General features: G+C 54.8%; 19 protein-coding genes. 8 read left to right on the top strand and 11 right to left on the bottom strand.

Going from position 1 to position 25,943, the window contains the following annotated elements:
- Positions 1 to 20: 20 nt before the first annotated feature.
- The 3 genes from VGM48_RS03555 to VGM48_RS03565 all read right to left on the bottom strand — a co-directional run bounded on the left by VGM48_RS03555 (position 21) and on the right by VGM48_RS03565 (position 2,691).
- Entirely contained in the window at positions 21 to 1,019 is a 999-nt protein-coding gene (locus VGM48_RS03555; protein WP_331576340.1) for an alpha/beta hydrolase, read from the bottom strand.
- The gene (locus tag VGM48_RS03560) at positions 1,003 to 1,635 is read right to left on the bottom strand and encodes a hypothetical protein (protein ID WP_331576341.1); all 633 of its coding nucleotides are present in this window, start codon (positions 1,633 to 1,635) and stop codon (positions 1,003 to 1,005) included. Before VGM48_RS03560 ends, VGM48_RS03555 begins: the two co-directional genes overlap by 17 nt.
- A 105-nt stretch (positions 1,636 to 1,740) precedes the next feature.
- A complete protein-coding gene (locus VGM48_RS03565; protein WP_331576342.1) occupies positions 1,741 to 2,691 on the bottom strand; it encodes an AraC family transcriptional regulator in 951 nt (316 codons plus the stop codon).
- Positions 2,692 to 2,765: 74 nt separating this feature from the next.
- On the opposite strand from VGM48_RS03565, the gene parS reads away from it, so the two are divergent.
- The 3 genes from parS to VGM48_RS03580 all read left to right on the top strand — a co-directional run bounded on the left by parS (position 2,766) and on the right by VGM48_RS03580 (position 5,071).
- Entirely contained in the window at positions 2,766 to 3,287 is a 522-nt protein-coding gene (gene parS, locus VGM48_RS03570; RefSeq protein WP_331576343.1) for a type II toxin-antitoxin system Xre/ParS family antitoxin, read from the top strand.
- Between the two features lie 3 nt (positions 3,288 to 3,290).
- Positions 3,291 to 3,749, top strand: a complete 459-nt coding sequence (locus VGM48_RS03575) for an RES family NAD+ phosphorylase (protein ID WP_331576344.1) — start codon at positions 3,291 to 3,293, stop codon at positions 3,747 to 3,749.
- 68 nt (positions 3,750 to 3,817) lie between these two features.
- Positions 3,818 to 5,071 carry a PQQ-dependent sugar dehydrogenase gene (locus VGM48_RS03580; protein ID WP_331576345.1) on the top strand — a complete coding sequence of 418 codons (1,254 nt, stop codon included), beginning with the start codon at positions 3,818 to 3,820 and terminating at the stop codon, positions 5,069 to 5,071.
- Positions 5,072 to 5,134: 63 nt separating this feature from the next.
- Here the strand turns inward: VGM48_RS03580 and VGM48_RS03585 are convergent, their stop codons facing one another.
- From VGM48_RS03585 to VGM48_RS03605, 5 genes are all read right to left on the bottom strand, one after another.
- Entirely contained in the window at positions 5,135 to 5,608 is a 474-nt protein-coding gene (locus VGM48_RS03585; RefSeq protein WP_331576346.1) for a hypothetical protein, read from the bottom strand.
- Positions 5,609 to 5,613: 5 nt separating this feature from the next.
- A complete protein-coding gene (locus tag VGM48_RS03590; protein WP_331576347.1) occupies positions 5,614 to 6,060 on the bottom strand; it encodes a hypothetical protein in 447 nt (148 codons plus the stop codon).
- Between the two features lie 99 nt (positions 6,061 to 6,159).
- Positions 6,160 to 8,766, bottom strand: a complete 2,607-nt coding sequence (locus tag VGM48_RS03595; RefSeq protein WP_331576348.1) for a TonB-dependent receptor — start codon at positions 8,764 to 8,766, stop codon at positions 6,160 to 6,162.
- Between the two features lie 47 nt (positions 8,767 to 8,813).
- On the bottom strand, positions 8,814 to 9,818 hold the full coding sequence (locus VGM48_RS03600) for a FecR family protein (protein ID WP_331576349.1): 1,005 nt from the start codon (positions 9,816 to 9,818) through the stop codon (positions 8,814 to 8,816).
- Between the two features lie 37 nt (positions 9,819 to 9,855).
- Positions 9,856 to 10,446 carry an RNA polymerase sigma-70 factor gene (locus VGM48_RS03605; RefSeq protein ID WP_331576350.1) on the bottom strand — a complete coding sequence of 197 codons (591 nt, stop codon included), beginning with the start codon at positions 10,444 to 10,446 and terminating at the stop codon, positions 9,856 to 9,858.
- A 133-nt stretch (positions 10,447 to 10,579) separates the two neighbouring features.
- Between VGM48_RS03605 and VGM48_RS03610 the strand changes: the two genes are divergently transcribed.
- From VGM48_RS03610 to VGM48_RS03630, 5 genes are all read left to right on the top strand, one after another.
- On the top strand, positions 10,580 to 11,383 hold the full coding sequence (locus VGM48_RS03610; RefSeq protein ID WP_331576351.1) for a DUF4382 domain-containing protein: 804 nt from the start codon (positions 10,580 to 10,582) through the stop codon (positions 11,381 to 11,383).
- A 198-nt stretch (positions 11,384 to 11,581) separates the two neighbouring features.
- On the top strand, positions 11,582 to 13,633 hold the full coding sequence (locus tag VGM48_RS03615) for a T9SS type A sorting domain-containing protein (RefSeq protein WP_331576352.1): 2,052 nt from the start codon (positions 11,582 to 11,584) through the stop codon (positions 13,631 to 13,633).
- A gap of 16 nt (positions 13,634 to 13,649) precedes the next feature.
- On the top strand, positions 13,650 to 23,399 hold the full coding sequence (locus tag VGM48_RS03620; protein WP_331576353.1) for a SpvB/TcaC N-terminal domain-containing protein: 9,750 nt from the start codon (positions 13,650 to 13,652) through the stop codon (positions 23,397 to 23,399).
- Between the two features lie 10 nt (positions 23,400 to 23,409).
- On the top strand, positions 23,410 to 23,982 hold the full coding sequence (locus VGM48_RS03625; protein ID WP_331576354.1) for a hypothetical protein: 573 nt from the start codon (positions 23,410 to 23,412) through the stop codon (positions 23,980 to 23,982).
- A gap of 457 nt (positions 23,983 to 24,439) precedes the next feature.
- On the top strand, positions 24,440 to 24,697 hold the full coding sequence (locus VGM48_RS03630; RefSeq protein WP_331576355.1) for an addiction module protein: 258 nt from the start codon (positions 24,440 to 24,442) through the stop codon (positions 24,695 to 24,697).
- Between the two features lie 35 nt (positions 24,698 to 24,732).
- Here the strand turns inward: VGM48_RS03630 and VGM48_RS03635 are convergent, their stop codons facing one another.
- The 3 genes from VGM48_RS03635 to VGM48_RS03645 form a co-directional block, all read right to left on the bottom strand.
- A complete protein-coding gene (locus tag VGM48_RS03635) occupies positions 24,733 to 25,113 on the bottom strand; it encodes a response regulator (RefSeq protein ID WP_331576356.1) in 381 nt (126 codons plus the stop codon).
- Positions 25,114 to 25,164: 51 nt separating this feature from the next.
- On the bottom strand, positions 25,165 to 25,674 hold the full coding sequence (locus VGM48_RS03640; RefSeq protein ID WP_331576357.1) for an SDR family NAD(P)-dependent oxidoreductase: 510 nt from the start codon (positions 25,672 to 25,674) through the stop codon (positions 25,165 to 25,167).
- A 14-nt stretch (positions 25,675 to 25,688) separates the two neighbouring features.
- On the bottom strand, positions 25,689 to 25,943 hold a 255-nt coding region (locus VGM48_RS03645), incomplete at its 5' end, for a hypothetical protein (protein ID WP_331576358.1).

The raw sequence follows: 25,943 nt of genomic DNA on the forward strand, positions 1-25,943 counted from the left end.
CAACCTTGGCAACCCGTTCGTCATTTAGTGCGGCAATCTATTCGGATGATCTTTTCCGCCAATAATTTTGGCTGTTCAAGGGTGACCATATGCCCGCCGGGCACCACCTGGATACCCACCCCGTATTGGCTGATCCGTTCCCTCGCCAGCCTCACCTGCCTGGGTTCAAACTGGTCCTTATCACTCCCGATGATGTAGAAGGAGACGTTCGGATGCATTTTCTCGACGATGGGAAGCAGATTTAACCGCCCGGCATTCGCCTTATGTTCGTCCACAAAACCGGCCGCATAGTGCATAAAAACCGTTCCGTTCCTCCGCCGGATGGCATTCCTCACTTCCGCCAGTTCGGTCTCGCCGACCCGGTACTGTTTGGACCACATGCCCTTTATCATTCGGTTGAGGGCAGGGTCCGAAGATTGCGCCTGCATCGTTCCTCTTTTTCCCAGCCTCGTTTTAAGCAAGGGGGTCGTAAAGAGGGGATGGGAGTGCCCATCCGTAAAATATCCGCCGTTGATGAAGAGCACCTTCGTGATTACGGTGGAAGGTTTTATCCCCTTTTCGATCCTTTCCTGTTGCCGCTGCAGCAATTCCATGGCCACAAGCGAGGAATAGTCGAACGTCACGATAAAACTGGTCTCGATGTGATGATGTTTCCAGATCGCCTCGACCAGGTCTGCCCGCTCGAAGGTGGAATAAGGATAATTCTCCGGTTTGTCGGATTCCCCCTGCCCGATATAATCGAGGTAGAGCCGGTTCAGCGGATGCTCCTGTTTGATCACCGCATCGATCCTGACCCAGTCGAAAGAGCCGCAGGGAAAGCCGGGAAGAAAGGAGATAACCCTGCGGGCGTCTTCTTTTGAAGCGGTGACCAATTTGTTATAAGCGAATAACGGCGCAGTCCCGCCCGCGGTGCCGATGCTTTTCGTCGTGGGATCATAGGGCAGCCGCTCGCCCGAATGAAACCATTCATTGGCGGAAACAAGCTGGGACATCGGAGTACTTTTATCGATGGATTGCATGATATACTTTTTTATTGTTTTGCCTCGCCCATTGCCGGAGCGACAGGATATGAAGGGTATAGGCCAGGGGAACCAGCACACCCGGCAGGTAAATGAGCGGAAACCGGGTCAGCATCGAGCTGTCAGGGGAGTTGTGAAAGGCCCGCAAGGGGGTTGGCATCGACAGAGTGGAAATCGCGACGACATTCACCAGCAGGACCAGGCCGGCAATGTTGTAAATCAGCGCGACAACCGGCGGCCAGGTTTTCTTTACAAAACAGTAATAACCGACCGGCACCGCCAGCAAAGCCGTGACGACATCGAAATTGCGTCCCTCAAAACTCATCTGAACCGGCAACGACCCCGCGCGCACCAGCCACCATATGGCAAGTTCGACAAGGATGCGATAGGATTGCAGATAGATTAACCATTGAGGTTGGATTTGAGCCAGGAATTGTTTCCCCACATTTGATCTCACGAATAACACCACCCCCGCCAACGGCGTCAGCAGGGCAAAGATCAGGCGCGGCGGCAGCGCGGAAAAATCGCTGAAAAAACCCCGCGTTGACAGGATGCCGAGGAGGATCATCCAGGCGATGAGCAGGACGGCGCTCCGGCGAAAGATAGATTTGGACATAGTTTGTCGGTTGAGGTGACAAAGTTCCGAAGCCCGGCGTTCCGCGGGATAACCAAAATTGCTATTTTGACGGGAGTCGGTTGCTATTTTGACGGGAACCCGTTGCTATTTTGAGCGGAGCCTGTACTGAGAGGGGTAAAGCCCTGTCCGCTGATAAAATAACCGGCTGAAAGACTGGCTGTTGTCAAATCCCAACCCCGCAGCTATGTCCGTTATTGGACTGTGGCGATCGGTCAGTAAGACCTTCGCTTTTTCGATCCGCAGCTGCTGCAGGTATTGATAAGGCGACAATCCAAAGGCCATTCGGAACAATCGTAAGAAATGATATTTGGAAAGACGGGCTTCGGCCGCAAGCTGGTCCAGGCTGATCTCCCCGCAAAAGCCGCAACGCAGCGCGTCCATTGCCCGGGCAAGGCGTTTATAAAGTTCGACGCGTGTTGCCTTGCGGACCGGCGGCAGGTTATTGACGATCCGGGCTATCTGATGATGCTGTTGCAGGTGATAGGTCAGCAGGGCGGTCATCTGCTCTGCAAACCGCAGCTTGTCCGGTCCCTCTTTCCGATACGCGGTCACGATCGAGCGGATCATCCCGTTAAAGGTCTCGTCCCGGGGGTACAACTGGTTGAAGAATAAAACGGGCGACAATTGTTTTTCAGTACCCGCGTCCAGGATCATGTCCGCCGGAGTGATAAGGGAATTAAGAACGGACTCGCTGAAAAACTCCCCGAAATGGATGTTGAACGTTTCGGTTCCGGCGGCGCTTTCTTCCACCTGAAGCGTATACAACTGGGCGTTATTGCTGACAAAATAATGCCCCTCGTCGATGCGGGTGGTCTGCTGATCCACGCTGCACTGGCTGTTTCCCCGCAAATTCAGAAAAAAGGTATACGGCCCCTTGACATCGGGGCGGAAGCATTCGCGCACCTGGGTGTGGATGATGGCGCTCGGAAAACCCTCTGCATCCAGCGGAAGATTCCCCCATCCCAGCCGGTTGCTAAAGCCTTGGGCGATCTGGCTCTTCAGCCAGACAAGATCGGGAAATTCACGCAAGATCACTTTGCAAGGTAAACCTTTCCATTTTTAGCCAATAAAATGGAAAATTACCCATATATTTGGGTAAAATTACCCATATGGCCGGAGGTACAAAAGTTGGTAAGCATCCTGATCTGGCAATTCCAAAAATTGCGAAGCGGGTGGCTATGCTGGCGTCCCAGGGATTGACGGTAGAAGAGATCAAATGGGAGCTACTGGGAGGAAAACTTTTTTCCGCTAGCATGCCCGCGACGGCCTTGGATTTTTATGATGTCGTAAGTAGTGGCATTCCAAAATTATCAGTGGATATTTTAGCGGAGATCATGGAAATACCGATGACCAGGATGGCTCTTCTGTTGAACTTATCCTATAAAACATTAACAAGAAAAAATATAAAGGATTTATTGGACCCGGTTGTATCCTCCCATACGTATGAGCTGTCCGGTGTCATCGCAAAAGGGTTGGAAGTATTTGAGGACGGCGACAAATTGAATAAATGGCTGAATAAGGAAAATAGGGCATTAAAAGGGAAGAAGCCCTTTGACCTGTTAAATACGCCTACGGGTATTCGATTGGTAAACCAGATCCTGGGACGCCTGGAAGAAGGGGTATATTCCTGATATATGCTGGTATATCGAATCTCAAAGATGAAGGAAAGGGCGGGTGACCTGTCAGGAAAGGCGGCGTTTTTGTATGGAGGCCGGTGGAATTCTGAGGGGACTTTTATGTTGTATACCAGTTTGAGTGTTTCCCTGTCCATGCTGGAAATATTGGTGCATTCGGATGAGTCGGAGATCCCACCGCAAATGTTCATTTCCCAACTGAAAATAGCAGAAAAGGCTCCGATCTGCGAGTTCCCGGATCGGCTACTTCCTAAAACCTGGCGGGAACCAGGGGATCTGCAGCTGAAGATATTGGGCGATCGACTGATGGCCGATAAAAAATATCTGGGTTGTAAGGTAAGATCCGCAGTTCTTCCAGGTGAATGGAATATTCTTCTAAATCCCCTGTTTCCTGGGTTTATAGACTTGGTAAAAGTGAATAAAATAGATAAAATGGATACGGATATTCGCCTATTGTAGGCCGTGTGATCCCAAGTTTTTTTGCGTATTATTCGGTATATTTATACCTCCTTCTAAAATTTTATTGTATGCGATTGAAAGACGCGTTGATCCTGACTCCCGTTATGATATTCGGTGCCCTGAATGTCTGTGCTGGTCTCGATGCCCGCACCAATGCCGGTATTGATACTCGCGCGCATAACCATCCTGCCGACACGCTCCCCCCAGTCGAAACAAAAGCCCCATTTGCAGGCTACAGATCGGCATTCGCGGGACAGACCCGGATCGCCGGTGCGAAAACAACCACCCCCTATAAAGTGGAAAAGATCGCCAACAAGCTCGGCAATCCCTTCGCGATCGTGGCGATGCCCGACGGCAGGCTGATGGTGACCCTCAAATCGGGTACGATGGAGATCCATGACCGCAATGGCGCGCTGGTCAAAAAGATCACCGGCTTGCCGGAAGTGGTATATGCTGGTCAGGGTGGGTTGCTCGATGTTGCCTTCGATCCGAAATTTGCGAGCAATAAGATGATCTATTGGAGCTACGCCGAGAAAGTGGCGGGGGGCAGTGCGACGGCGGTTGCCAAGGGGAAACTGGACGAAGCCGCGGGAAAGGTCGACAATATCACCGTGATCTTTCGGCAAACACCCGCGACAAAGGGCAATTTGCAATTTGGCTCCCGGCTGGTCTTTGAACGCAATGGCGATCTCTTCGTCAGCCTCGGCGAAAAATTTGCCCCGGATGTCCGCGTACAGGCGCAGCAGTTGAACTCCTATTTGGGAAAGATCATCAGGATAACGACGGATGGCAAACCCGCGGCGGGTAATCCCTTTGCGAACCAGCCGGATGCAAAGCCCGAAATATATTCTTACGGTCATCGCAACCCCGATGGGCTGGAGATCGATCCGTCGACCGGAGAACTGTGGGAGACCGAGTTCGGACCACACGGCGGAGACGAAATAAACCACATTCGCCCGGGCCGGAACTACGGTTGGCCCGTTATCACCTATGGTCTCGAGTACTCCGGCGATAAAGTGGGTGATGGCATTCAGCAGAAAGCGGGAATGGAACAGCCCGTCTATTACTGGGACCCGGTCATCTCACCCTGCGGCATCTGTTTTTACGCCGGAAGCGCCATCCCGGAATGGAAGGATAATTTGTTCATTGCCGCGCTCAGCGGACAGCAGCTGGACCGGATCATCATCAGAAACAATAAGGTCGTCGGCGAAGAAAGGCTGCTGACGGACAAAGATCAGCGGTTTCGCGATGTCGCCTATTCGAATAACATGCTCTTTGCGATCACCGATGACGGCGATATCTATCGGATCTCGAAGCAATAGGCGCGGCGCGCCCCGCCCCACGATCTTTCAATCCCGCATTGCCGGCAGGGCTTACTGCGCGCGTTAGGCTCCCGACCCTACACCGCTGATGACGGCATATAAAAAACCCAGGACAACAAACGACAAAACGATGATGAGAAGGATCCCATAGATCCTGAAATATCTGCGCAATTGGTTGAATCCTTCGTTGGTGCTGATGTTGTCCATCGCGTCCATCCCTCTTACGGTCGCCGTAGCGAAACGATAGAGAACATAATTGATGAAGACCCCTATCGCCGCCGTGATCAGGACGGTGACGACCGATGTGGTTCGGACCATGCTGTTGATGCGCGCTCCTTCTTCCGAGTCCGGCAGATATCCTTGCCGGCCAAAGAACGCCACGATTAAGACGACGCCGTAACCGATAAATGCACATAGCGCGCAGATCCTTGCCCAAAGGGCAGCTTTTCGGACATTGGCACGCGTACTCTCGTCGAAAGCCAGATTGAAAAAATTGTCCAGGTCATTCACCTGGAGAGGTGTTTGTTGGTCTTCCATATAGCTTAGGCGTTAAACAACTTTGTTAGTGAAAGGAGATTACTGAGAAGGCTCAGGAAAGCGACGATCCCGGCGACAACAAAATAGGTGTGCAGACACTGCATGCCTTTCGCAAATGCCACCTGGTCCTGATGCTCGATGCCCTGGCGTGTCAATACGGAAAACCGGTAGAGCATGAACACGAGGAAACCGAAGATCGCAAAGATCACCAACAGGCCGATGACGACCAAAGCAGTGCCTAATTCCGCGAGACCTTCGATCGCCGGTATTACCCGGGAGAAGGTCGCCAGCAGCGTCGATCCGGCCAGTCCGAAAGCCAACAGGAAGAGTGCTAATGCGATGAAGCCTACGATCGAAAGGAAGCGGGACCAGCGGACGGTCTCCCGAAGGATATTACCGCCATCGTAATCAAGCTGCATCCCGAGAAAGGAGTCGGGTTGTTTATTTTCCATGTTTTGGGGGGGTGGGTTTATCCCACAATAAAACGAAAAAAACCGAAAACAGGAAGCACAAATAGATATTTTCTCTGCATTCTCCTCCGCGCTTTCAACCTAAAATTTCAGACTATAGGTAACGCTCGGAATGACGGGGATAAAGGGGATCTCCTTAGCCTCCACCTGCCTCGTCGCCGGATTGATCGTCCGGTACACGAGGCTGCCGTTCCGGCGGCCATAGACGTTGTACACGGCAAAGATCCACTCGGTTTCCAGCACTCCCCGCCGGGTTGTCCTGGTCTTTCGGTACCGTACACTCAGATCAAGCCGGTCATACGGCTCAAGCCGGTAGTTATTGGTCTTGATCCCAAAGGTGCTCACGGTATCCCGGTTCCGTCCCCGGCCGACGGCACGTCCTCTGGCCTGGCTCGGGTACAGGGGATTGCCGCCCCTCACAAAAAAGCCCGTGGTATCCGTGTCGAGGGTGAAGGCCCGCCCGCTGGCCAGGACAAAATTTGCCGCCACCCGCCAATGGTCGTTGAGGGCATAGCCCCACGAAAGATCGAGCAAATGCCGCCGGTCAAAGGCATAAGGAAAAGATTGACCCAGATTCAGCGAATCAAATCGCTGCCGGGCATAACTCAAAGAATAAGCCAGGGTGCCGGTCCATCGTCCGCGATTCTTGCGCACAAAAAATTCCGCCCCATAACTCCAACCCCTTCCAAACACCACTTCGTTCTCGACGGCATTATCAACGGTAGGGGAGGTCCCGCCGCCAAAAAGCAGCTGATTGCCCAGTCGCCGGTAATACAACTCTACACTCGTCTGCCAGGTGTTTTGCCGGAAATTCCGGAATAACCCGGCAGCCACTTCGTTCGAAGATTCCGGCCGCACCTCCGGCCCGCTGCCGATCCAGATCTCCGCCGGGAAGGAGGCATTATAACTCTGCACCAGGTGGAGATACTGGTGCATTAATGTATAGGATAGTTTCACACTCGTCGCCGCATCGATCATATAGAGAAAGGCCAGCCTCGGTTCGACGCTGAAATACCGGGCTCCGCCACTAAAATAGACCGGCGCCCTGACCCCGGCATACAACTGTACACGCTGACCGAGCCGCATATCGTCACTGGCGTACAAGGCCAGGCGGGAAGAACCCTTAGCCGGGATATTGCCCGGAACAATGCCGCCCGTGGAGTCTGTGCCCGGAACAGTGCCGGACAGCGAGGCCGGGTACAAGGTTTGGTTCAGATAGTCAACCCCCGCACCAATACTGTGGGCCGGCGATAGATAATAGGTGAAGTTCGTTTTGACATGAACATCTCTGATCCCGGAATACAACTGCGCGACATACCCGTTCTGCGTCGCCGACAGGAATTGGTGATAACGGTTATATTCAACCGATGAGTTCGAGAAAAGCTTTCCCGAATACTGGTGATTCCAACGGGCGGTAAACGTACTGTTCCCAAAATGCAAGGAGTAGTCGATCCCCGTCGCATCGGCGGAGTCGCTGGTATACCGGTTGTTGTCCCTGCCGGTATAAAAGCTCAGCAACAGGCGGTCCTTCGGCGACAGCGTGAAGTTCACCTTGGCATTGACATCATAAAAATAATAGTTGTCGAAAAAATTCTTTTGCAGCAGGGGGTGCAGCAGCCAGTCCGCCGTGCTTCGCCGCGCCGAAAGCAGGTAAGATGATTGCCCCTTGCTTATCGGCCCATATACTGTCGCCCCCGCCGCCACGGTACCCAGGTCGATATTCCCTCCCGTCTGCTGGTTGCTCCCATCCTTCATCACGACATCCAGCACGGAGCTGAGGTGGTCGCCATACGATGCGGGGAAGCCTTCTTTCAGCAAATTCGCGCGTTGGATCACCGGCGTATGGAAGATGCTCACGGGCCCAAATATATGACTGGGGTTATATAAGGTGGCCTCGTCCAGCAACACCAGGTTCTGCCCCGCGTTACCACCCCGGACAAAATATCCCGGCGAACCGTCCATCCCGGCCTGGACACCCGGTAAGCGCTCGACGGCATTGATCAGGTCGCCCGCACCGCCGGCTGAAGGAGACTCAACGAGCATGTCCCTGGGGATCTCAAATGCCGCCGCCTGGCTTTTTTTTATATTGTCCTCCCGCTTGTCCCGGGCAAAAGTCAGCGGATGGATATCTTCCTGGATATAGTCCCGCTCCAGCAGAAAAGAAAGGTCAAGGTCTGACCCGGCGGGGGCCTGCTGTTCCTGCCGCTGATAGCCGATATACGAAACATCTATCGGGAAACTGTCCATCACAGGAAGGGTAAGCGAATAGAAACCCCAGGCATTCGACACGACACCGACGCGGAGAGTCGGGACAACCACGCTTGCCCCGGCGAGAAACTCCCCCGAACGGGAATCCCGTATATACCCGCTGAGCACAATACGGGAAGGCTTTGCCATCGGCTCCAGAACGATCTGGTGGCCGATCACCCGGTAGGAAAGGGCCCTTCCCCGCAAAAGTAAACCCAACAGATCACGCAACGAAACATCAGCCGCCGTCAGCGTTACCTTCTCCTGCTTTCGGATCAGCTCCATGCCATAGGCAAACCGCAATGACACACGGGACTCGATAATGGCCAGCGCCTCCGGAAAGGACCGGTTGCGGATATCGACACTCAGGCGGGAAGACGTCAACAGGTTGTCCTGGGCAGATACACCCAGCCCGGTAAAAAAGAATAGGACAAAAAGCAAAACAGGCGGTCTACGCCGCCGGGATCGAAGGTATTTGCTCATTCGGTTTACTTCAAAGGGTGATTGGCAGCCCGGGTCTTCGGCTTGAGCAGATAGCCGCCATTACTGTCGGCATAATCCAGGTCCAGGGAAGCGCAGATGATCCGCAACGCATCTTCGGTAGACTCGCCGCCGAGATCGATGGTCAGCCGGTTTTCCAACCCGACGCCCTCACCTGCCACAATCGCCTTTCCGGACCTTTGCCCCAACGCATCAAGCACTTCCCGAAGCGGGACGTCATAAAAACGCATCTGTACATCGCCAAAATGATCTTTCGCAGGATAAAAAACAAGCGAATTTCCCGCGATCAACAACCTCCGTTCCTTGCTACTCTTGCTGATGAACGCAACCTTGCCCGCCGACACCGACACGACAATGCTATCGGCGTTTCGTTCCACCGTAAAATGGGTCCCGATATCTTCCACCGCCGCTACACCCATCTCCACGCGGAAAGGCCGTCGCTCCCTGTTCACTACTTCGAAGCGGGCTTTGCCGGAAGCCAGTACGATCGTTCTGCTGCCGTTCTCATATCCCGGGGCAACCGTCAAACTCGTCTGCGGATCAAGCTCGACGGTCGAACCGTCAGGCAACGACAAATTGCGCCGCTCTCCCCTTGTCGTGCGATAGACCACCCCCGCATTCTTTTTCTCGAGGAACCACCATCCCCCACCAACCACCATCACAACTACGGCGGCAGCAACGAGATAACGGCTCAGGGTAAAACGCCTTGCTCCAATCGATTGCGGCGCTGACCTTTCCGTGCCCGGCCCTTCCCGGCCCATCTTTTCGTGCAGATGCATCCACGCCCTGTCGGCATCGGCATCCCGGTATGCCGGGTAGTCGGCTAATCCGGTCTTCCACAACTCCTGCAGCCGCTCGTAGACCCGGCGGTTCTCGTCCGAAGCGCCCAGCCATTCCTGCAGCCGGGCATCGTCGGCAGGCGACAGTTCTCCACGCAGTGCCGGTTCTACCAACTCCCAGGGGATATCATCGTATTTGTGCAGAGGATCCATGGTGATATATCTAAGACAGGTAATAAACAGCGCGGACCTAGTGGCCGCGCCGAAAAATTTCGTATATGATAATAAGCATGCCGATCAACAGCGAGTCCCGGTTCGCCAGCACCTGCTTCAACTGCTTCAATGCATACGTAATGTGATTTTTTACGGTCTTGATGGAGATCCCAAGCCGGTCGGCTATCTCCTGTTGCTTTAGTTCCTCGAATCGGCTCATTTTAAACACCTTCTGACATTGTTCCGGAAGTTCATCGATGGCCCGGTAAAGTCGCACCTTTAATTCGTTGTCCTCCATAGCCCTCTCCTCAAATCCCCTTTCCTCCGGGAACCTGTCATCCGAATGATGCCTGCCCCTTCGCCGGATTTTGTCCAACTCGTTCAGGCTCCTGTTAATGACGGCACGGTATAGATAGGCCTTCAGCGAGATCTCGATCACGATTACCCCGGATCTCTCCCAGATGCGCAGAAATACGTCATTGACAATCTCCTCGGCCAGCCCCGCATCCCTGACATACGTATAGGCCGCCAGAAACAACGTCTTGAACTGCTCCTTATAATATTGCTCGAACACCCGACCATCCTTCCGCCGGATACCCTCCCAGATGGTTTCTTCTTGAGGATTCATTTTTCATTTTTTCACCCGGCCACTAGGACCATCGCTTTCTTTTTCTGTCCTATTAAAACAACCGGGACCCGAACCCAAAAAAACAGATTTTAATTTAAAAAACAACGTTTTAAACAATTAAATCAAATAAACTATGAAAACTGCAAGACTCGTATTCGTCGCTTTTGTTCTTTTCCTGGCTACCAACTGCCTTTTCTGGGCCTGTAAGAAAAGCAGCAGCGAACGCGGCTCGGGACACCTCCGGGTGATGCTCACGGATGATCCCGCCGAATATGACGCCGTCTACATCGATGTTCAGAAAGTGGAGGTCAACGTCTCATCCGACTCCAATACCAGCTCGGGATGGCAGACAGTCAACGTCCTGCGCCCCGGCGTCTACAATCTGCTTCAGTTCAGCAATGGCATCGACACCCTGCTGGCTGACGCAGATCTTCCCGCGGGAAAACTCTCTCAGATGCGCCTGATACTTGGCGACAATAATTCGGTCGTCGTCAACGGCCAGAACTTCCCTTTGAAGACCCCTTCAGCCCAACAGTCCGGTCTTAAGTTCAATATCCATGCAACGCTTACCGCCGGCATCGTCTACCGGTTGTGGATTGACTTCAACGCCGGCCGCTCCATCGTTACGACCGGCAACGGTGGCTACATTTTGAAGCCCGTTATTCGTACCTACACAGAGGCCATCGGCGGCAGTATCAAGGGATACGCCTTACCGGGAGTGGCAAAACCCCAGGTATGGGCCACCATGGGTGCTGATTCCCTGCTGGCATTACCCGACTCCGCCACCGGCTACTATTTCTTCGGCGGCGTCGCGGCAGGAACATGGAACCTCCTGATCAATGCCGGTGATACTACATACAAGGATAGTACCTTCACCGTGACAGTAAGCACCGGCGTCGTCACCAACGCAGGTTCCGTGCTCCTGCCAAAAAAATGACGGACACATGAGAAAACGGGGGCCTCAGCGAAACCGGAGGCTCCCTTTTTTTAAATGCGTCATAATCTCTACAGAATGTTTACAGATTGATGGTTAACCGATAAATTATTCGATCTGCGCTTGCATTTTTAGAGATTGCCTGCTACTTTCGCTACCGTTGAACCGTATCCTATTAGCCGAACATAATCCCTATTCCTTATGAACCGTACCAACCTATTCCTTGAACAGGCGACCATTCGCCTTTACCATCTCTTTCTTTGTCTTTCTTTCTTCACGAGCTTATTGTTGTGCAATTACCGCTCCCTGGGCCAGACCCTGGATACTACTGACCTTCCCGTACTTTGGCTGAGGGCAGACCGCTGCAGCGTCACCGACACCGCCTGGAAGGACGTAACCGGTCATGGCTATGACGGGAGCTTTTTTGGCCAGGGCGTGCGAAAGAATGTCCTGCTGAATTATAATCCCGCAATCTGGTTCAACGGCGCGGATGACTCAGTACGCATCGCCTATAATCTGGACAGTCTTTCTGAGATGACCTATATCGCCGTTTTCGTGCCTGCGGATACGAATGAGCGGGCCATCTGGGGCACAGGCAACGCCCTTACGCGCAATACCCTCATGACGACACACCGCGTAAACGGGCCCGACAGCACCGCCGATACAGTGATAACGGCAGCCCAAACCCCTGCGCTGACCACGGTGTTGCAGAACTGGCAGCCAAATGACAGCGTGCAGCCCAGCCCCTCTGCATATCTGCTGATGGGTTCGTCGGCGCAAACTGGTGGGGCCTCAGGACAAACTGGTGGGTCCTCCGGGCAGGCTGGCGTAATCCCGCCTTTCAAGGGCGCACTCGCCGAGTTGCTGGTCTTCGACCGCAGCCTCGACGTGCTGACACAGGTGCAATATGAGACCTATCTCGCACTAAAATACGGCGTCCCGCTCGGCAGCGGCAACTATGTCAGCGCGGCACAGACCGTGCTCTGGGACGCAGATAAGAACAAGGACTTTAAATATCGGATAACGGGTCTGGGCCGCGAGGACTATTTCTCGCTCCATCAGAAACAGGCGGCTTGCGCGGTCGACGCGGATAGCCTGCTGGTGCTGAGCCGGGGCAGCCTCCGCCCGACCAATATCGACAACACCGACAGCCTCCTCAACGGCGGCTACCTGCTGTGGGGAGACAACAACAAAGCCCTTACGGTGGCGGCTACCCCAGATAGTCAGCTGCAACTGCTGAATCGCGGCTGGCTGATGGCCGTCAGCGGAGCCGACAGCGGCTCAAGCGTGACGACCGTCCGGGTGAACAATAAGAATTTCCCCTCCAGTGCAAACGGCTACTGGCTGGTGCTGAATACGGGTGGCTATACCGGATTCCCAGTGGATAGCCTCAACTACCACCTGCCGGATTCAACGGCCGGCGACAGCCTGGTCTACTACCGCGGTGTCCATTGGGACCCCGATCACTCGGGAAAGGATCTCTTCGGCTTTGTTCAAGGGCGCAATCTGCTCCTCAAATTGCATGTACTCGATAGCCCGACCTGCGGAAGCCCGCTGGCGGGCAAGGCGAGTCTGCAGGCCATCGGCGGCCAGGCGCCTTACTATTATCGCGTGATCGGCGCCAATGGATCGGTCATCGCCTCGGGCATGATGACAAACTCGACGGATTCCGTCGGCAACCTGGGCATGGGAAACTATTCCATCCTCCTCACCGACGCAGGCGGACATCAATCCCTGCGCAACCTGACGATGGCCGTTCCGCAGGCCCAGGAGTTGACGATCGGTCTTGGACCGGCCCAAATATTACCGACGGGTGGCCAGCTGGTGTTCGACGCCTCCGGGAATATCCCGGCCGGCGCAGCGGCAACTTATCAATGGAGTGGTGACAACGGCTTCAATGCCACGACACCAGCTATCACCGTAAGCGAACCCGGACTCTATACGGTTACCGTGACAAGCATGGCAGGCTGTGTCTTCCGGGATTCCATCGACATCACCGGTGAGGCGAAGCAGCATGTCGCCGTCTATCCCGCACCATCCGTGGATGGAAATTTTACCATCAGCGTGTCATTGCCGGAGGCCGGTGACGTGTCCGTCGGCATCTATGATCTGAACGGTAACAAACAGCAGGAGATGGCAGGTCACCAAAATACCGAATACCGGTTCCCCGGGCATCTTTCCACGCCCGGTGTCTATATGATCTCCGTGAAAACACCCCATGGAGTCGATTCCCATAAGATGCTTATCCTTTAACCCCAATCCCTATCCCATGACAGCGAGTTTTACCAAAAACATTGCCTACCTTTTTATAGCCCTTTCTCTATCGGCCGTCGCGACAGCCAATTCGCCGGGTGATAAGACCCATGCCGGCAAACGTCGGGTCTATTCCGCCGACCGTCAGGAGGGCGTCATCGGCGTCACCGCGGCGAACCCAACGGATAACCCGGCCGACAATCTTTTTCACGTGTATCTGAAAGTTCCCCTGAAAGGGAATCAACGGATATGGCTATCCTACGATCTCGACGGGGTGCAGGATTATACGGCCGTGAGCCGGAGCATCAACGATCAACTGGCCGTTGGCGGATATTTTGTGCGCAAACGGTCCGGTTGGGAACACCAGCGCCAACGGGTGAGCGCCACCTGGCTGCGCGAAGGAGATAACGTCATCCGCTTCACCCTGCCCGCAGGCGCGACCTATGGATACAAGGTGCGAAATCTCTCGATCGAAGTGGGGGCGCCGGCGGAAGAGGAATCGGTGGTCGTGACACAGCAATCGGCGCCGGCCTACGACGGCAAAGGATATATAGAAGGATTTATCACCGGCGCAGGTCGTAAGCAGGCGAAGGTGACCATCGATGGGCGGGCCGCCCGGGTATGGAAGGGGACTTTTGAAGCCATCGTCGGGCGGCCGGCGGATTCGGCGGCCGGCTGGCAGTCCACAGTCGTCGTGGAATACCCGGATGGAAGAAAACAACGGCGGTTGGTTCGATTCACCGGCGAACAGCGCGCGGATTACCAATTCGGGCTGTCCGATGCAGTGCAGTCGGAACAGCGATGGGTGCGGACCGGCCAGGCCGCCGTGCTCTCCACAGGGAACGCTTCGATCGCCATCCCCCAGGGCGCCCTTCGCGCCGCGTCGACCGTCAGCATCACCGCGCTACGAACGATTGATCTGCCCGCGATGGACATGGGGATGGTCAATGTGACGCCGGCCGGGGGCGGATTCCGGTTCCTGCCACACGGGACAAGATTTGCACAGGATGCGAAACTGACCCTAAGCTATGACTCGGCGGCTATCCCGGACGGGTACACGGAGAAGGATATTCGAACCTATTATTTCGACGAGAAGAAAGGACATTGGATCGCCCTGCCGCTGGACAGCGTGTCGGCCGGATCCCGAAAGATAATTTCGCGAACAGGTCATTTTACCGATATGATCAACGCGATCATCAAAGCTCCTGAATCGCCACAGGTAGAGGCATATAATTCGAATTCGATGAAAGGGATCAAAGCGGCCGATCCCGGCAGGGCCGTGAACCTGATCGCTCCGCCAAAGGCAAACCCCATGGGCGGCGCGTCATTGGGCTATCCGATAGAGCTCCCCGCCGGCCGCCACGGTCTGCAACCGCAGGTGGCCATCGGTTACAACAGCGCGGGCGGTGATGGTTGGATGGGGATGGGCTGGGATCTTTCGACGCCTTGTATCGGTATCGATACGCGCTGGGGCGTTCCGCGCTTCGACGCTCAGAATGAGACGGAGACCTATACGATGAGCGGCGCACAGCTGAGCCCTGTCGCACACCGGGGCAACTTGGTGGCCCGGACGGCGGAAAAACAATTTTACCCAAGGGTGGAGGCTGCCTTCGATAAGATCATCCGGCATGGCAACAACCCGCAGAACTATTGGTGGGAAGCGACCGACAAGGAAGGGACAAGATATTTTTATGGCGGTGATCCCTCTTCGGGCGCAGACGCGGCGAGCACGCTCGGCGACGCATCGGGCAATATCGCCCATTGGGCATTGCGGGAGGTGCTCGACCTGCATGGCAACTTTATTCACTATTTCTATACGAAGGTGAATGATCCGGGGATCATCGGCAGCACGGTGATGGGAGTACAGCTGTACTTAAGCAAGATCACCTACACAGGATATAACGGGACGGAAGGCCGGTATTCGGTTCTCTTTGGCCGGGACCGGGACGTCGACGGACATTCAATCCGCAAGGATGTGACCGTCACCGCCATCAACGGGTTCAAGCAGGTGACGGCCGACCTGCTGCGCCGCATCGACGTGCAACTGGACGGCGTCGATATCCGCCATTACGAGCTCAACTACAAAGAAGGAGCCTTCTACAAGACACTGCTGGCAGGCATCAGCCAATATGATGCGGCAGGGAAGTTCTTCAACCAGCATACCTTCAACTATTACAACGATATCGCCTCGGGTGGCACCCTGGTGCCGCTGGCCGGCGCGCAAAGCTGGGTCATGGGGTCGGACAACATCCACGGAGACATGCTGACGCATCTCAACGGGTTTACCGACGAGGCCTCATCATTGAGTGGAACGTCCAACAGTGACCTGAGCGGCGGCGTGACGGTATCCGTGGGTTTCGGCAGTCCCGCCGACAAACTTAATTCCATCGGCGGCTCATTCAGTTATTCACAATCACAAAGCAAAGGGCTGCTGGCGATGATCGATATCAACGGGGATGGGTTACCGGATAAATTGTTCTATGACGGAGGCAGCGATGCGCTCTACTACCGGCCGAATCTGTCTGGCGTCTCGGGCAAGACGAGCTTTGGCAACCGGATTACCATCAACGGCCTCAACGTCTTTCAGAAAGATAGATCGTCGGGCTATACGGTAGGGCTGGAAGCGGTTGCGCTGACAGCTCTCATGGCCGGCGCCAATACGGGCCAGACGACCAATACGACAACCATTTATTTCACCGAGGCCAATGGGGACCAACTGGCCGATATCGTAAAGGACGGACAGGTGTATTTCAATCATCTCGATTCCACCACGGGCCAGATCACCTTTACGCCAACCAGCGTCGGTACGCCAAGTCCAGTATTCGCGGGTGTAACGATCAGCCAAAACCTGGTAGACCCTACCGAGTTGGCAAACGATCGTCAGCAGGCTATCGACCAAAACCCGCTGCAGGATATCGTGCGGATGTGGCAGGCGCCCTATAACGGCACTATCAATGTCACGGCGCCGGTGCAACTCCTGCCGTCGAACGATCCCAACCGGGCAAGCACACCTGCCGACGGAGTGCGGGTAGCCGTACAACTTCGCGGTACGGAGCTCTGGAGCCAGACCATCGGACCGGATGATTATTCGACGCACCAGCCAACAGGGCTAACCGGCTTGACCGTGCAGAAAGGCGACCGGATCTATTTCCGCGTCGGATCGATCGAAAACGGGAGCTACGACTCGGTCAACTGGGCGCCCGTGATCGACTACGTTGGCCAGGACGCTACCCTCACCGATGCCAACGGCAAGACCCTGTATCATTTCGATGCGGCCAAAGATTTTGTTCTCAGCAGTGCACAGACCCTGACACCGCCACTCAATGGGACGGTGCATATCGGCGGGCCGTTCGTCAAACCCGTGACAACGGATGATGTAACGCTGATGATCCAACAGACGGTTTCGGGCACCACTTCGACCATCTGGCAGCAGACCTACGCGAAGGACCAGGCCGTCAATACGACAACCTCCCTGGATAATATTTCGGTGACCAACACCAGCCAATATAGCTTCGTGGTCTCCTCCCCAACCAATATCGACTGGGCAAACGTTTCCTGGCAGCCGGTGATGAAGTTCACCAGCGCCGCCGATCCTACTGTCGACCTGACGCAAACAACGATCCAGACCGCCGCGGTGCCGAACTACACGGTCCTGGCCAATGGGCTGCAGCCGGCGCTGCCATATAGTGTCGTGCTGGGCGACGCATCCGTGCACAGTGTTACGGTGACACCACAACTTATCCCCGGAGGGGGCACCGGGATGATCGTGTTCTCGGTGAAGGCGCCGGGCAAGCTGCTCGGCGAAGTGGTGATGCCCGTACAGAACGGCGTTGTACAGCCCGGCAATTATGCCCTGAACATCAGCGTACAAAACGGCGATCATCTGTACATGGAATACCATGTCGCCGATGCTACCCTGGCCGCGGCGATCACGAATGCGTCGGCTGCATTGAGCGGGGAGTTTACCGCCACCGTACCCGCCGCAATTTGGTCCTCCGTCCCAAAGAACGGCAAGGAAGAAGACATAATTTTCGGGACCTTCTACCGGGGCTGGGGTCAGTTTGCGTGGAATGGGAATGGCGCGGCCGGAACACAGGCCATCAACGAGAGCCTGCTGAAGCCGAGCGACCAGATCATGCAGAAGACGGCCAATCTCGACGCTGGCGCGCTTACGCAACAGGACGGCAATCAGCTGACGCCTTCGCAGACCTACGATCCCAAAGCCGACCAGTTTATCATTCTGGTGGCCAGCGGCAACCAGCAGCGCTGGGGCGGTTATGATCCCGAGGTGTTTGTCAAGGGCGCGAATATGAGCAGCAGCCGCATGGGAGCCAAGGATGTGAGTCCCCTGGTGATCAATACCGGCACAGGCACAGGTTCCCCCGGCATCGACAAGGTGAGCAAAGTGACAAGCACCTCGTATACCCTCAGCGCCAGTATAGGCGTGGCCGGGGCAAGTGGAAGCTTCTCCAGCAGCACCTCGAAGAGTTTGACGGATTTCATGGATATGAACGGCGATAAATACCCCGATATCGTGGGCGAGCAGTTGATCCAATACACCGACGCCCGGGGCGGACTGTCCGCCAGAACGACACCCAACGGTCCGATCCAGCAGACGGCCGGGACGGTCAAGGGCGTAGCGCTCACCGGCTCTCCCTCCATCCCCACTTCCATCTTCCGGAAAAGCCCGCAGGGTAACCAACAGGTGGATGCCGGCAATGCGCAGACCAACGCGGGTTCGGCGAAGATCAGCGTAACCGGCAATGCAGGCGTGAACCAGGGATCCAATCAATCGAATTTCCTCTACCTCGACATGAATGGCGACGGTTTGCCCGACCGGGTCGATCAGTCAAGCCACCTGGTCTCGCTCAATCTCGGCTATGGTTTCGCACCAGGAGAAAACTGGGGCCTCGATCAGATCCAGCAAGGCGGCAGCAACGCCTTTAGCGGCGGTGCGGGCCTGGGGTATAATTTTGGTCAAAACAGCATTTCGGTAGGCGTGAGCCTGTCGCGCAGCGATAACGCAACAAATCTGTCGCTGCAGGATATGAACGGGGACGGCCTGCCCGATCTCGTGACGGTTGCCCAGGGCGGCGGCGGTGCTCCCGTCCTCCAGGTGCGGCTCAATACCGGCAATGGATTCAGCACGGATATGCTTACATGGACAGGCGCCTCGGCGATCGGTACCAACAGCAGCGCTTCGGAATCTGCCAACCTCGCCTTTACAGTAGGTTTCACGATCTTCGGCGTCAAATTCACGGTGAACCCCAGCGCCAATGTAGGCTTCGGGATGGCCCGCGACCTGACCAGGATCCAGGATATCAACGGAGACGGTTACCCGGACTTTGTCAGCTCGACCAAGGACGATAACCTGACGGCAGCCTTGTCGACCATCGGCCGGACAAATCTGCTGCAATCGGTAAGCCGGCCCATGGGCGCAGCCTTCACCCTGGACTATCAGCGGGCGGGCAATACCTATGCAATGCCGAACAGCGTCTGGACACTGACTTCGGTAAAGCTGTTCGATGGCTTCCGCGGCGACGGGCCCGATACATTATTGACGACATTCGACTATGCCGGCGGCCACTTCGATCGGGACGAGCGCGAATTTGACGGCTTCGCCACCGTACATATGTACGCACATGATGCTGCCCATAATAATGCAGTGTATTCGGTGGCTACAGAGATCTTCTCCAATGACAATTTTTATACGAAAGGAATGCTGCTGTCGACGCTGACGGAGGACGGCAACGGTAAAAAATATACGGAGACGGACAATACCTACCAACTCCGTGATATCGCTTCGGGCACGGTATTGCCGGACTCATACAAGAGCAATGACGCCGGCGCGGCCTTCGTAGCCCTGAGCCGGACCGACCGGCTGTTTTATGAAGGGCAGCCCAATCCCGGGAAAACGACGTACATGACCTATGGCTACGACACGAAGGGAAATATCACTCAGTATACCGATTTTGGGGACCCGGGTGCCGCCGATGACATCGGCGCGGCCATCACTTATTATAATGTCCCGGATAAATATATCGTCGGTTCGCCGAAGTCGATCCTCGTGACGGGGTCGGGAGTGACCTACCGCAAGCGGGAAAGCACGATCGATCAGCAGACAGGGGATGTCACGGAGATGCGCCAGTATTTACAGAATGGCACGGTGGCGACGACCGATATGGGCTACGACGGGTATGGCAACCTGATCAATATCACGGGCGCCGCCAATTCGAAGGGCCAGCGTTTCCGGCAGGATTATGTCTTTGACAACCATGTACAGCAATACGTCGTCAAAGCGACAAACAGTTTCGGCTATAGCTCACAGTCAACCTTCGACTACCGCTTCAGCCAATTGCTAAGCTCTGTAGACCTCAACAACAATACAGTCAACTATCAACTGGACGACCTGGGCCGGGTTGTCCGGGTAACAGGTCCGTATGAACTCGCCGCCGGAGTTCCTTATACCATCATGTTCGACTATCATCCCGGATCGGTGGTTCCCTGGGCCCATACCACCCACTATGACCCCGCACATCCAGGCAATGACCTGGAGACGGTGACCTTTGTGGATGGCCTGGGAAGGATGCTGCAGACCAAGAAGGACGGCGCCATCTTCCAGGGACAGGGCCGGGCCGACAAAGAACAGCTGATCGTGTCGGGTCGCATCCGCTTCGACGGCCTTGGCCGTCCGGTAGCCGCTTATTACCCCGTGACGGAGAATAAGGGGACCGATACGGTGTTCAATTCAAACTTTGACAATATCGCTCCGACAACGACGACCTACGACGTGCTCGACAGGGTATTGACCATAACCCTACCGGACGGGTCGGTCACGCAGACGGCGTATGGTTTTGGAAGCGACCGGCAGCAACAAACGCAGTTCGGTACCACGATCACCGATGCCAACGGAAAAATTGCCGAACAATTCACCAATGTCCGGGGACTGGTAACGGCCAGCAAAGACCATACGGGCAATGGCGATGTCTGGACCAGCTTCACCTACGACGCGATAAACGAACAAATCTCGGCGATGGATGACATCGGCGCCACGACAGTGTCGCAGTATGATATGCTGGGCCGCAAGGTAAGCGGAAGCCACCCGGACCAGGGGCTGACACAGTTTACCTATGACCTGGCGGGGAATCTGATCCGGCAGGTGACCGCCAACCTGCAAAAGGATAGCACGGCCATTGTCTATAGCTATGATTTCAACCGGCTGACGGATATCACCTATCCGCATAACACCGAGAATACTGTGCATTATACCTATGGAGCGCCAGGCGCCGTCTCCAACCGCGCGGGAAGGATCGTCGTCCAGGAAGATGCATCGGGTGCGCAGGAGTTTTTCTATGGACCAATGGGAGAAACGCTGAAAAACGTGCGGACGGTCATCATCCCGAAGTTTGGCGAGCAAACCTATGTGACGCAATGGACCTATGACACCTGGAACCGGCTTACCTCGATGATCTACCCGGACAGCGAGGTGATAACCTATAGCTATAACCTGGGCGGAGGCTTGCTGTCCATGGCCGGCAACCGCTCGGGACAGGTAACCTCCTATGTACAGCAATTGGGGTATGACAAATTCGAGTCGCGGCTGTACCTGGGATATGGTAACGGCACACAAACCAACTATAGTTATGAACCCGACCGCCGGCGTCTGCAGAATATGGTGGTCACCAACGGCAACGGCAATGGACGCCGGATCATGGACAATGTCTATGCCTATGATAAGGTGAGCAATATTCTCAGCCTGACAAACAACGCGCCGATCCCTTCGAGCAACCTCATGGGCGGTTCGGCACAGTACAGCTATACATATGACGATCTCTACCGGCTAACTACGGCGAGTGGTTTGTTCAAGGGTTCGAACGAACAGGACCGGTATAGCCTTTCAATGGAATACAACAGCGTGGGCGGGATCACGCGCAAGACGCAGACCAGCGACAAGAGTCCCAACGGGAATAAGTGGATCGCGCAAAAGAAGATGAGCTATGACAATTCCTATACCTATGATCCGAAACAGCCGCATGCGGCTACGCATATCGGTCGTCAGACCTATACGTATGACCCCGACGGCAACCAGACGGGCTGCACCGACGATAAGACCGGCCAGCGCCAGAAAAAGGTCTGGGATGAAGAAAACCGGCTGCGCAGCGTGTCGGTCAACGGTCAGCTGAACAGCTATGTCTATGACGCCTTGGGCGACCGGGTGCTGAAGGGGCTCGGATCGGGTCAGTCGGTGTTCGTCGACGGGGCCGTCAGCGGCAGCTCCGGCGGGGTGGGTAATTTTACCGTGTATGTCAATCCTTACCTCGTCGTGAAGAGCGGCGAATACTCCAATCATTACTTTATCGAAAGCCAGCGGATCGCTACGCGGCTGGAACATGGCTGGGATCAACAGGTGTCGGCTCCGGATGCAGGTGACAGCGTTCCCTATACAAAGAAGGGGAAACAACTGATGCTGGGCCTGAACCGGGATCAGCAGGCGCTCCAGGGCGATAGCGCGGCAGCTTCAGGTATTACAGGTGTGGATGCGAGAGCCCCGGACGCGGGCAACGGGAATTCTGGCAACGGGAATTCTGCCAACGGGAATTCCAGCAACGGCAACTCCGCCAACCCGGGGAACAACGGTAACCATTATGCCTATGGACATGATAAAAAGAACGGGTCCGGTTCCGGCGGCAGCACGGGTTCCGGTTCGGGTAGTGCGGATTTTCTGTATTTTTATCACCCGGACCACCTCGGGAGCACCAGCTACGTGACGGATGGCAGCGGGGAGGTCTACGAACACCTGGAGTATTTCGCCTTTGGCGAGACCTTTGTCGAAGAGCACAGTAATACGGACCGGATACCTTATCTCTTTAGTGGTAAGCAACTGGATAACGAGACTGGCCTTTACTACTTCGGTCTGCGGTACTATGACCCCAGAACGAGTATCTGGCAGAGTGTGGATCCCCGGCCAAATGTCGCGGAGAGTCCTTATGCCGCGATGCGTAACAACCCGATCACGATGACGGACCCCAACGGCGATACGACGATCTATTATAATATGACAACCGGCGCGGTGATGGGGCAGGTGAATAATAAGGGAGCGATACAAAGAGTCAAGGTCGATGAGCTGGCACTCGCAAACGTGCTTCCATCGCTGTCCGGGCTGGATCTCTCGAAACAGTCGGATGCCAATACCTTTGTCACCACCCTGAACAATACACTCTCCAGCGGCGACAAAGCCACTGGCAACCACACGATCTCCTTTGGCACCGGGGAGCTGAATATGGATTTCACCGGGCATGCCAATGCAAACAGATCGGCACAGGCCGACGGGTCACTCAATGTCAACGCGATGTTCGACGATGGCAGCTCCGTCAGGATCGCAAGCTACCAGGCTGTCGGCGGACCCTATGGGAATGGGGCTCCTGAGAACGGCCTTTATAAGGCGAACAACGTGCAGGACAGAGGCCCGGCCAGTGCGAGACCAAATGTCGGTATGACCCGGGATGGGGTTGGCTTCAGCATGGACCTGAACCCGCAGTTTCCAACCGGCCGGACGCTCGAACGGATACACCCGGATGGCAATACACCGGGAACAAAGGGCTGCATCGGTTTGCAGGTGGATGCCGGTAGACTGACCGAGTTCAGGAATACCATGAGCAGCTATTTAAGGACCCATCGGAGCATAAAGGTTAACGTCAATATCAGGGGCAACCCGAACAACAACGGTCTTGGCGCCAACGCACATACAAGCAATGCAGTAGAATAAAACAAGGATCATGAAAATAAGAAATCTATTTTGGCTGGGTTGGCTCGTTTTAGGAGCCAACCCGGCAATCGGGCAACAACAATCGATCGTCCCCGATACCGCGGTAAACAATATCAAACTGGCCGATCGCGCCAGCACGGAAAAGGTGTTGGGCACCCATGCCTGGGATAAGCATTTTGAGGCGGGCGGTATGCTGCCACGAATTGAAATAGTCAACCGGGATAAGACCCAGGTGCTAAGATTGCTGTTCGACTACGGCGGAAGCAAAAATTCTGTGGATGGGTTCCAACTGCTGACAGTAGATAAAACCTATAAACTGCCGGCAAAGACGATGACCCTGGATGTAACCGGCTTCGTGACGTCCGCAAAGATCACCCTCGGCATGCCCAGGGCCGGGGTGCTAAAAGCCTTCGGCAATAAGCTCAGGGTGGTGAGCAACAAGGGGGGGATCGAAGAAATGCTGCTCGAAATGGATGAGTCGACGGCATTTGTGAAGCGGCATAATGAGTATAAGTATTTTGCCAGGTGTAGTTTTAAGAACAGTGTGCTGGTGAAATATACAGTTGGCTTTGAGTCGCCATGATAAGATCCGCCAAAGTTCCGCCAAACCATTCGATCGCAGCGCCCGCAACGGAGAGGAACCGTGGTGGTAAATTGAACGGCATCTCCATAGTCCGTGCCGGTCGCATTAGTGGCAAACGCCCGGACATACCATGTGGTGCCCGGCGTCAAATTAATCAGGTTTGCGGTAAAACTTCCATTGCCCATACCTTCGGGCAATTGCTTCGGATGAGTAAAGGAAGCGCTTGTATCCCATTGAATTCCACGGGCGACGACGGTTGAACCGCCATTCGCGGTGACCGTTCCGCCAGAGACGGCGGTGCTATCGGTAATATTGCTAACGGCTGAAGTAGTCACCGCAGGGACTGTAACGGCAGTAGGAGACCCGTTTCTGCTACACGAGTAAATGGTAATTATCGAAAAAAAGGCCAGGGTTAGGTAGTTGAATCGTTCCACGGGGTGAAAGTGGTACCTTTTCTTTGGCAAATACAAGCGCCTCCATCCGCCATAAACTCTATGATTATATCCGTCTTGCTGACGATAAGAAATTGAGCGCCATCTATAGCCTTCTGGAAGGCGAAATAGAGGAAACTCATGAGTGGTGGAAGGATAAAGGCTTTGTGGCGGAATTGGATAAACGCTATCTGGCAATGGAAAAAGGTACAGATAAAGGATTTACCGTTGAGCAGCTAAAGTCATCCATAGATAAACTCCGTAAAAAGCGATATGGCAAATAAATCGGCGGTATCCGTGATTATTTCCGATCCCCCCGTCAAACCAGCAGCTGGGCAAGTATGGTCCTCAATTCACTGTACCTTCCCGGTTTTATGATATAATCGCGCGCTCCCAACTCTTTCGTCTCGCGGGCGTCATCTTCGTCGGGCACCCCGGAAAGTGCGATGACCGGGGTTTGACTCAGGGCCTTTTTTCCCCGCAATTCCTTCAGGAATTCCAGGCCGCTCATGCCCGGCAACCGCAGATCGAGAAAAATAAGATCTGCCGATACCTCGCCCGTCTCTAATTTATAGAGAGCCTGCTGCGCATCGTCCAGGATGATGCAACTTAGCCCAGGGCTAATCGAATGAAGAACAGTGGAAAAGATCCGCTGGTCCGCCTCGTCATCCTCGATGAGAAGAATGTGCTGATAAGGCATAGGCAATGATTAGTGTATCCAAGATAAGCGAATTTCCTGAATAAACCATTACTATGATCCGAGGTCGCGGGCGGACTCGAACCTCGGTTCATACAAGCAACGCGCTGACGCAACCGACCAGCCTGCTCCCGGCCGGGCACTGGCCGTACCACTGGTCAAAGAGATCGATCCACCGGCATTGATATGGGGTGCGCCGTATTTTATGGCCGCAAAAGGAGCCCAGAACCGCAGCGTAAAGAATTCCCGCGCCTGCGGGATATCCGTAGCCTGGATGGTATTCAGGGTCAGGTTCTCACCCGCGGAGAAGACCAGGTGATCGAAATTCCCGATCCCGCTGAAAAAGTGCTTGATGTTCTCTTCCTTGCTCAGATCTACAGCATGCCCCTCGCTGCCGGCAGGCAATTCAGTAAGTGCCTTGTCTACTCTTTGCCGGTTGCTGGAGACGATAACAACCTTGGCGCCTTCTGTGGCTACTGCTTTGGCGGTTGCGAATCCGATTCCCGAGCTGGCCCCCATTAAGATCACTCGTTTTCCTTCTAACGAGCTGCTTGCATTTGACATAACCGATACTTTTTCTATTTTCTCACCAGCCTCAAAGCAATATCCGTGGTGAACAAAGGAGTTCGAAAGACCCGGATGCCCTGCTCCGGTTGCCGGATATCGGCAATCGCCAGTGAAGCACCACTCACCGGCTCATACCAGTTCGCCCGGTACGTCCCCGCCGGAAGTAGTATTGCAAAAGTATCCCGGAAGGATCCCGTATCCGCTTCATATTTGCTGATAAACTGGCTTTTAGGAAAATCGATCTCGTTCGGCTGGCTGTGATGGAT

The organism is Puia sp. (assembly GCF_036500295.1).
GTDB lineage: Bacteria > Bacteroidota > Bacteroidia > Chitinophagales > Chitinophagaceae > Puia.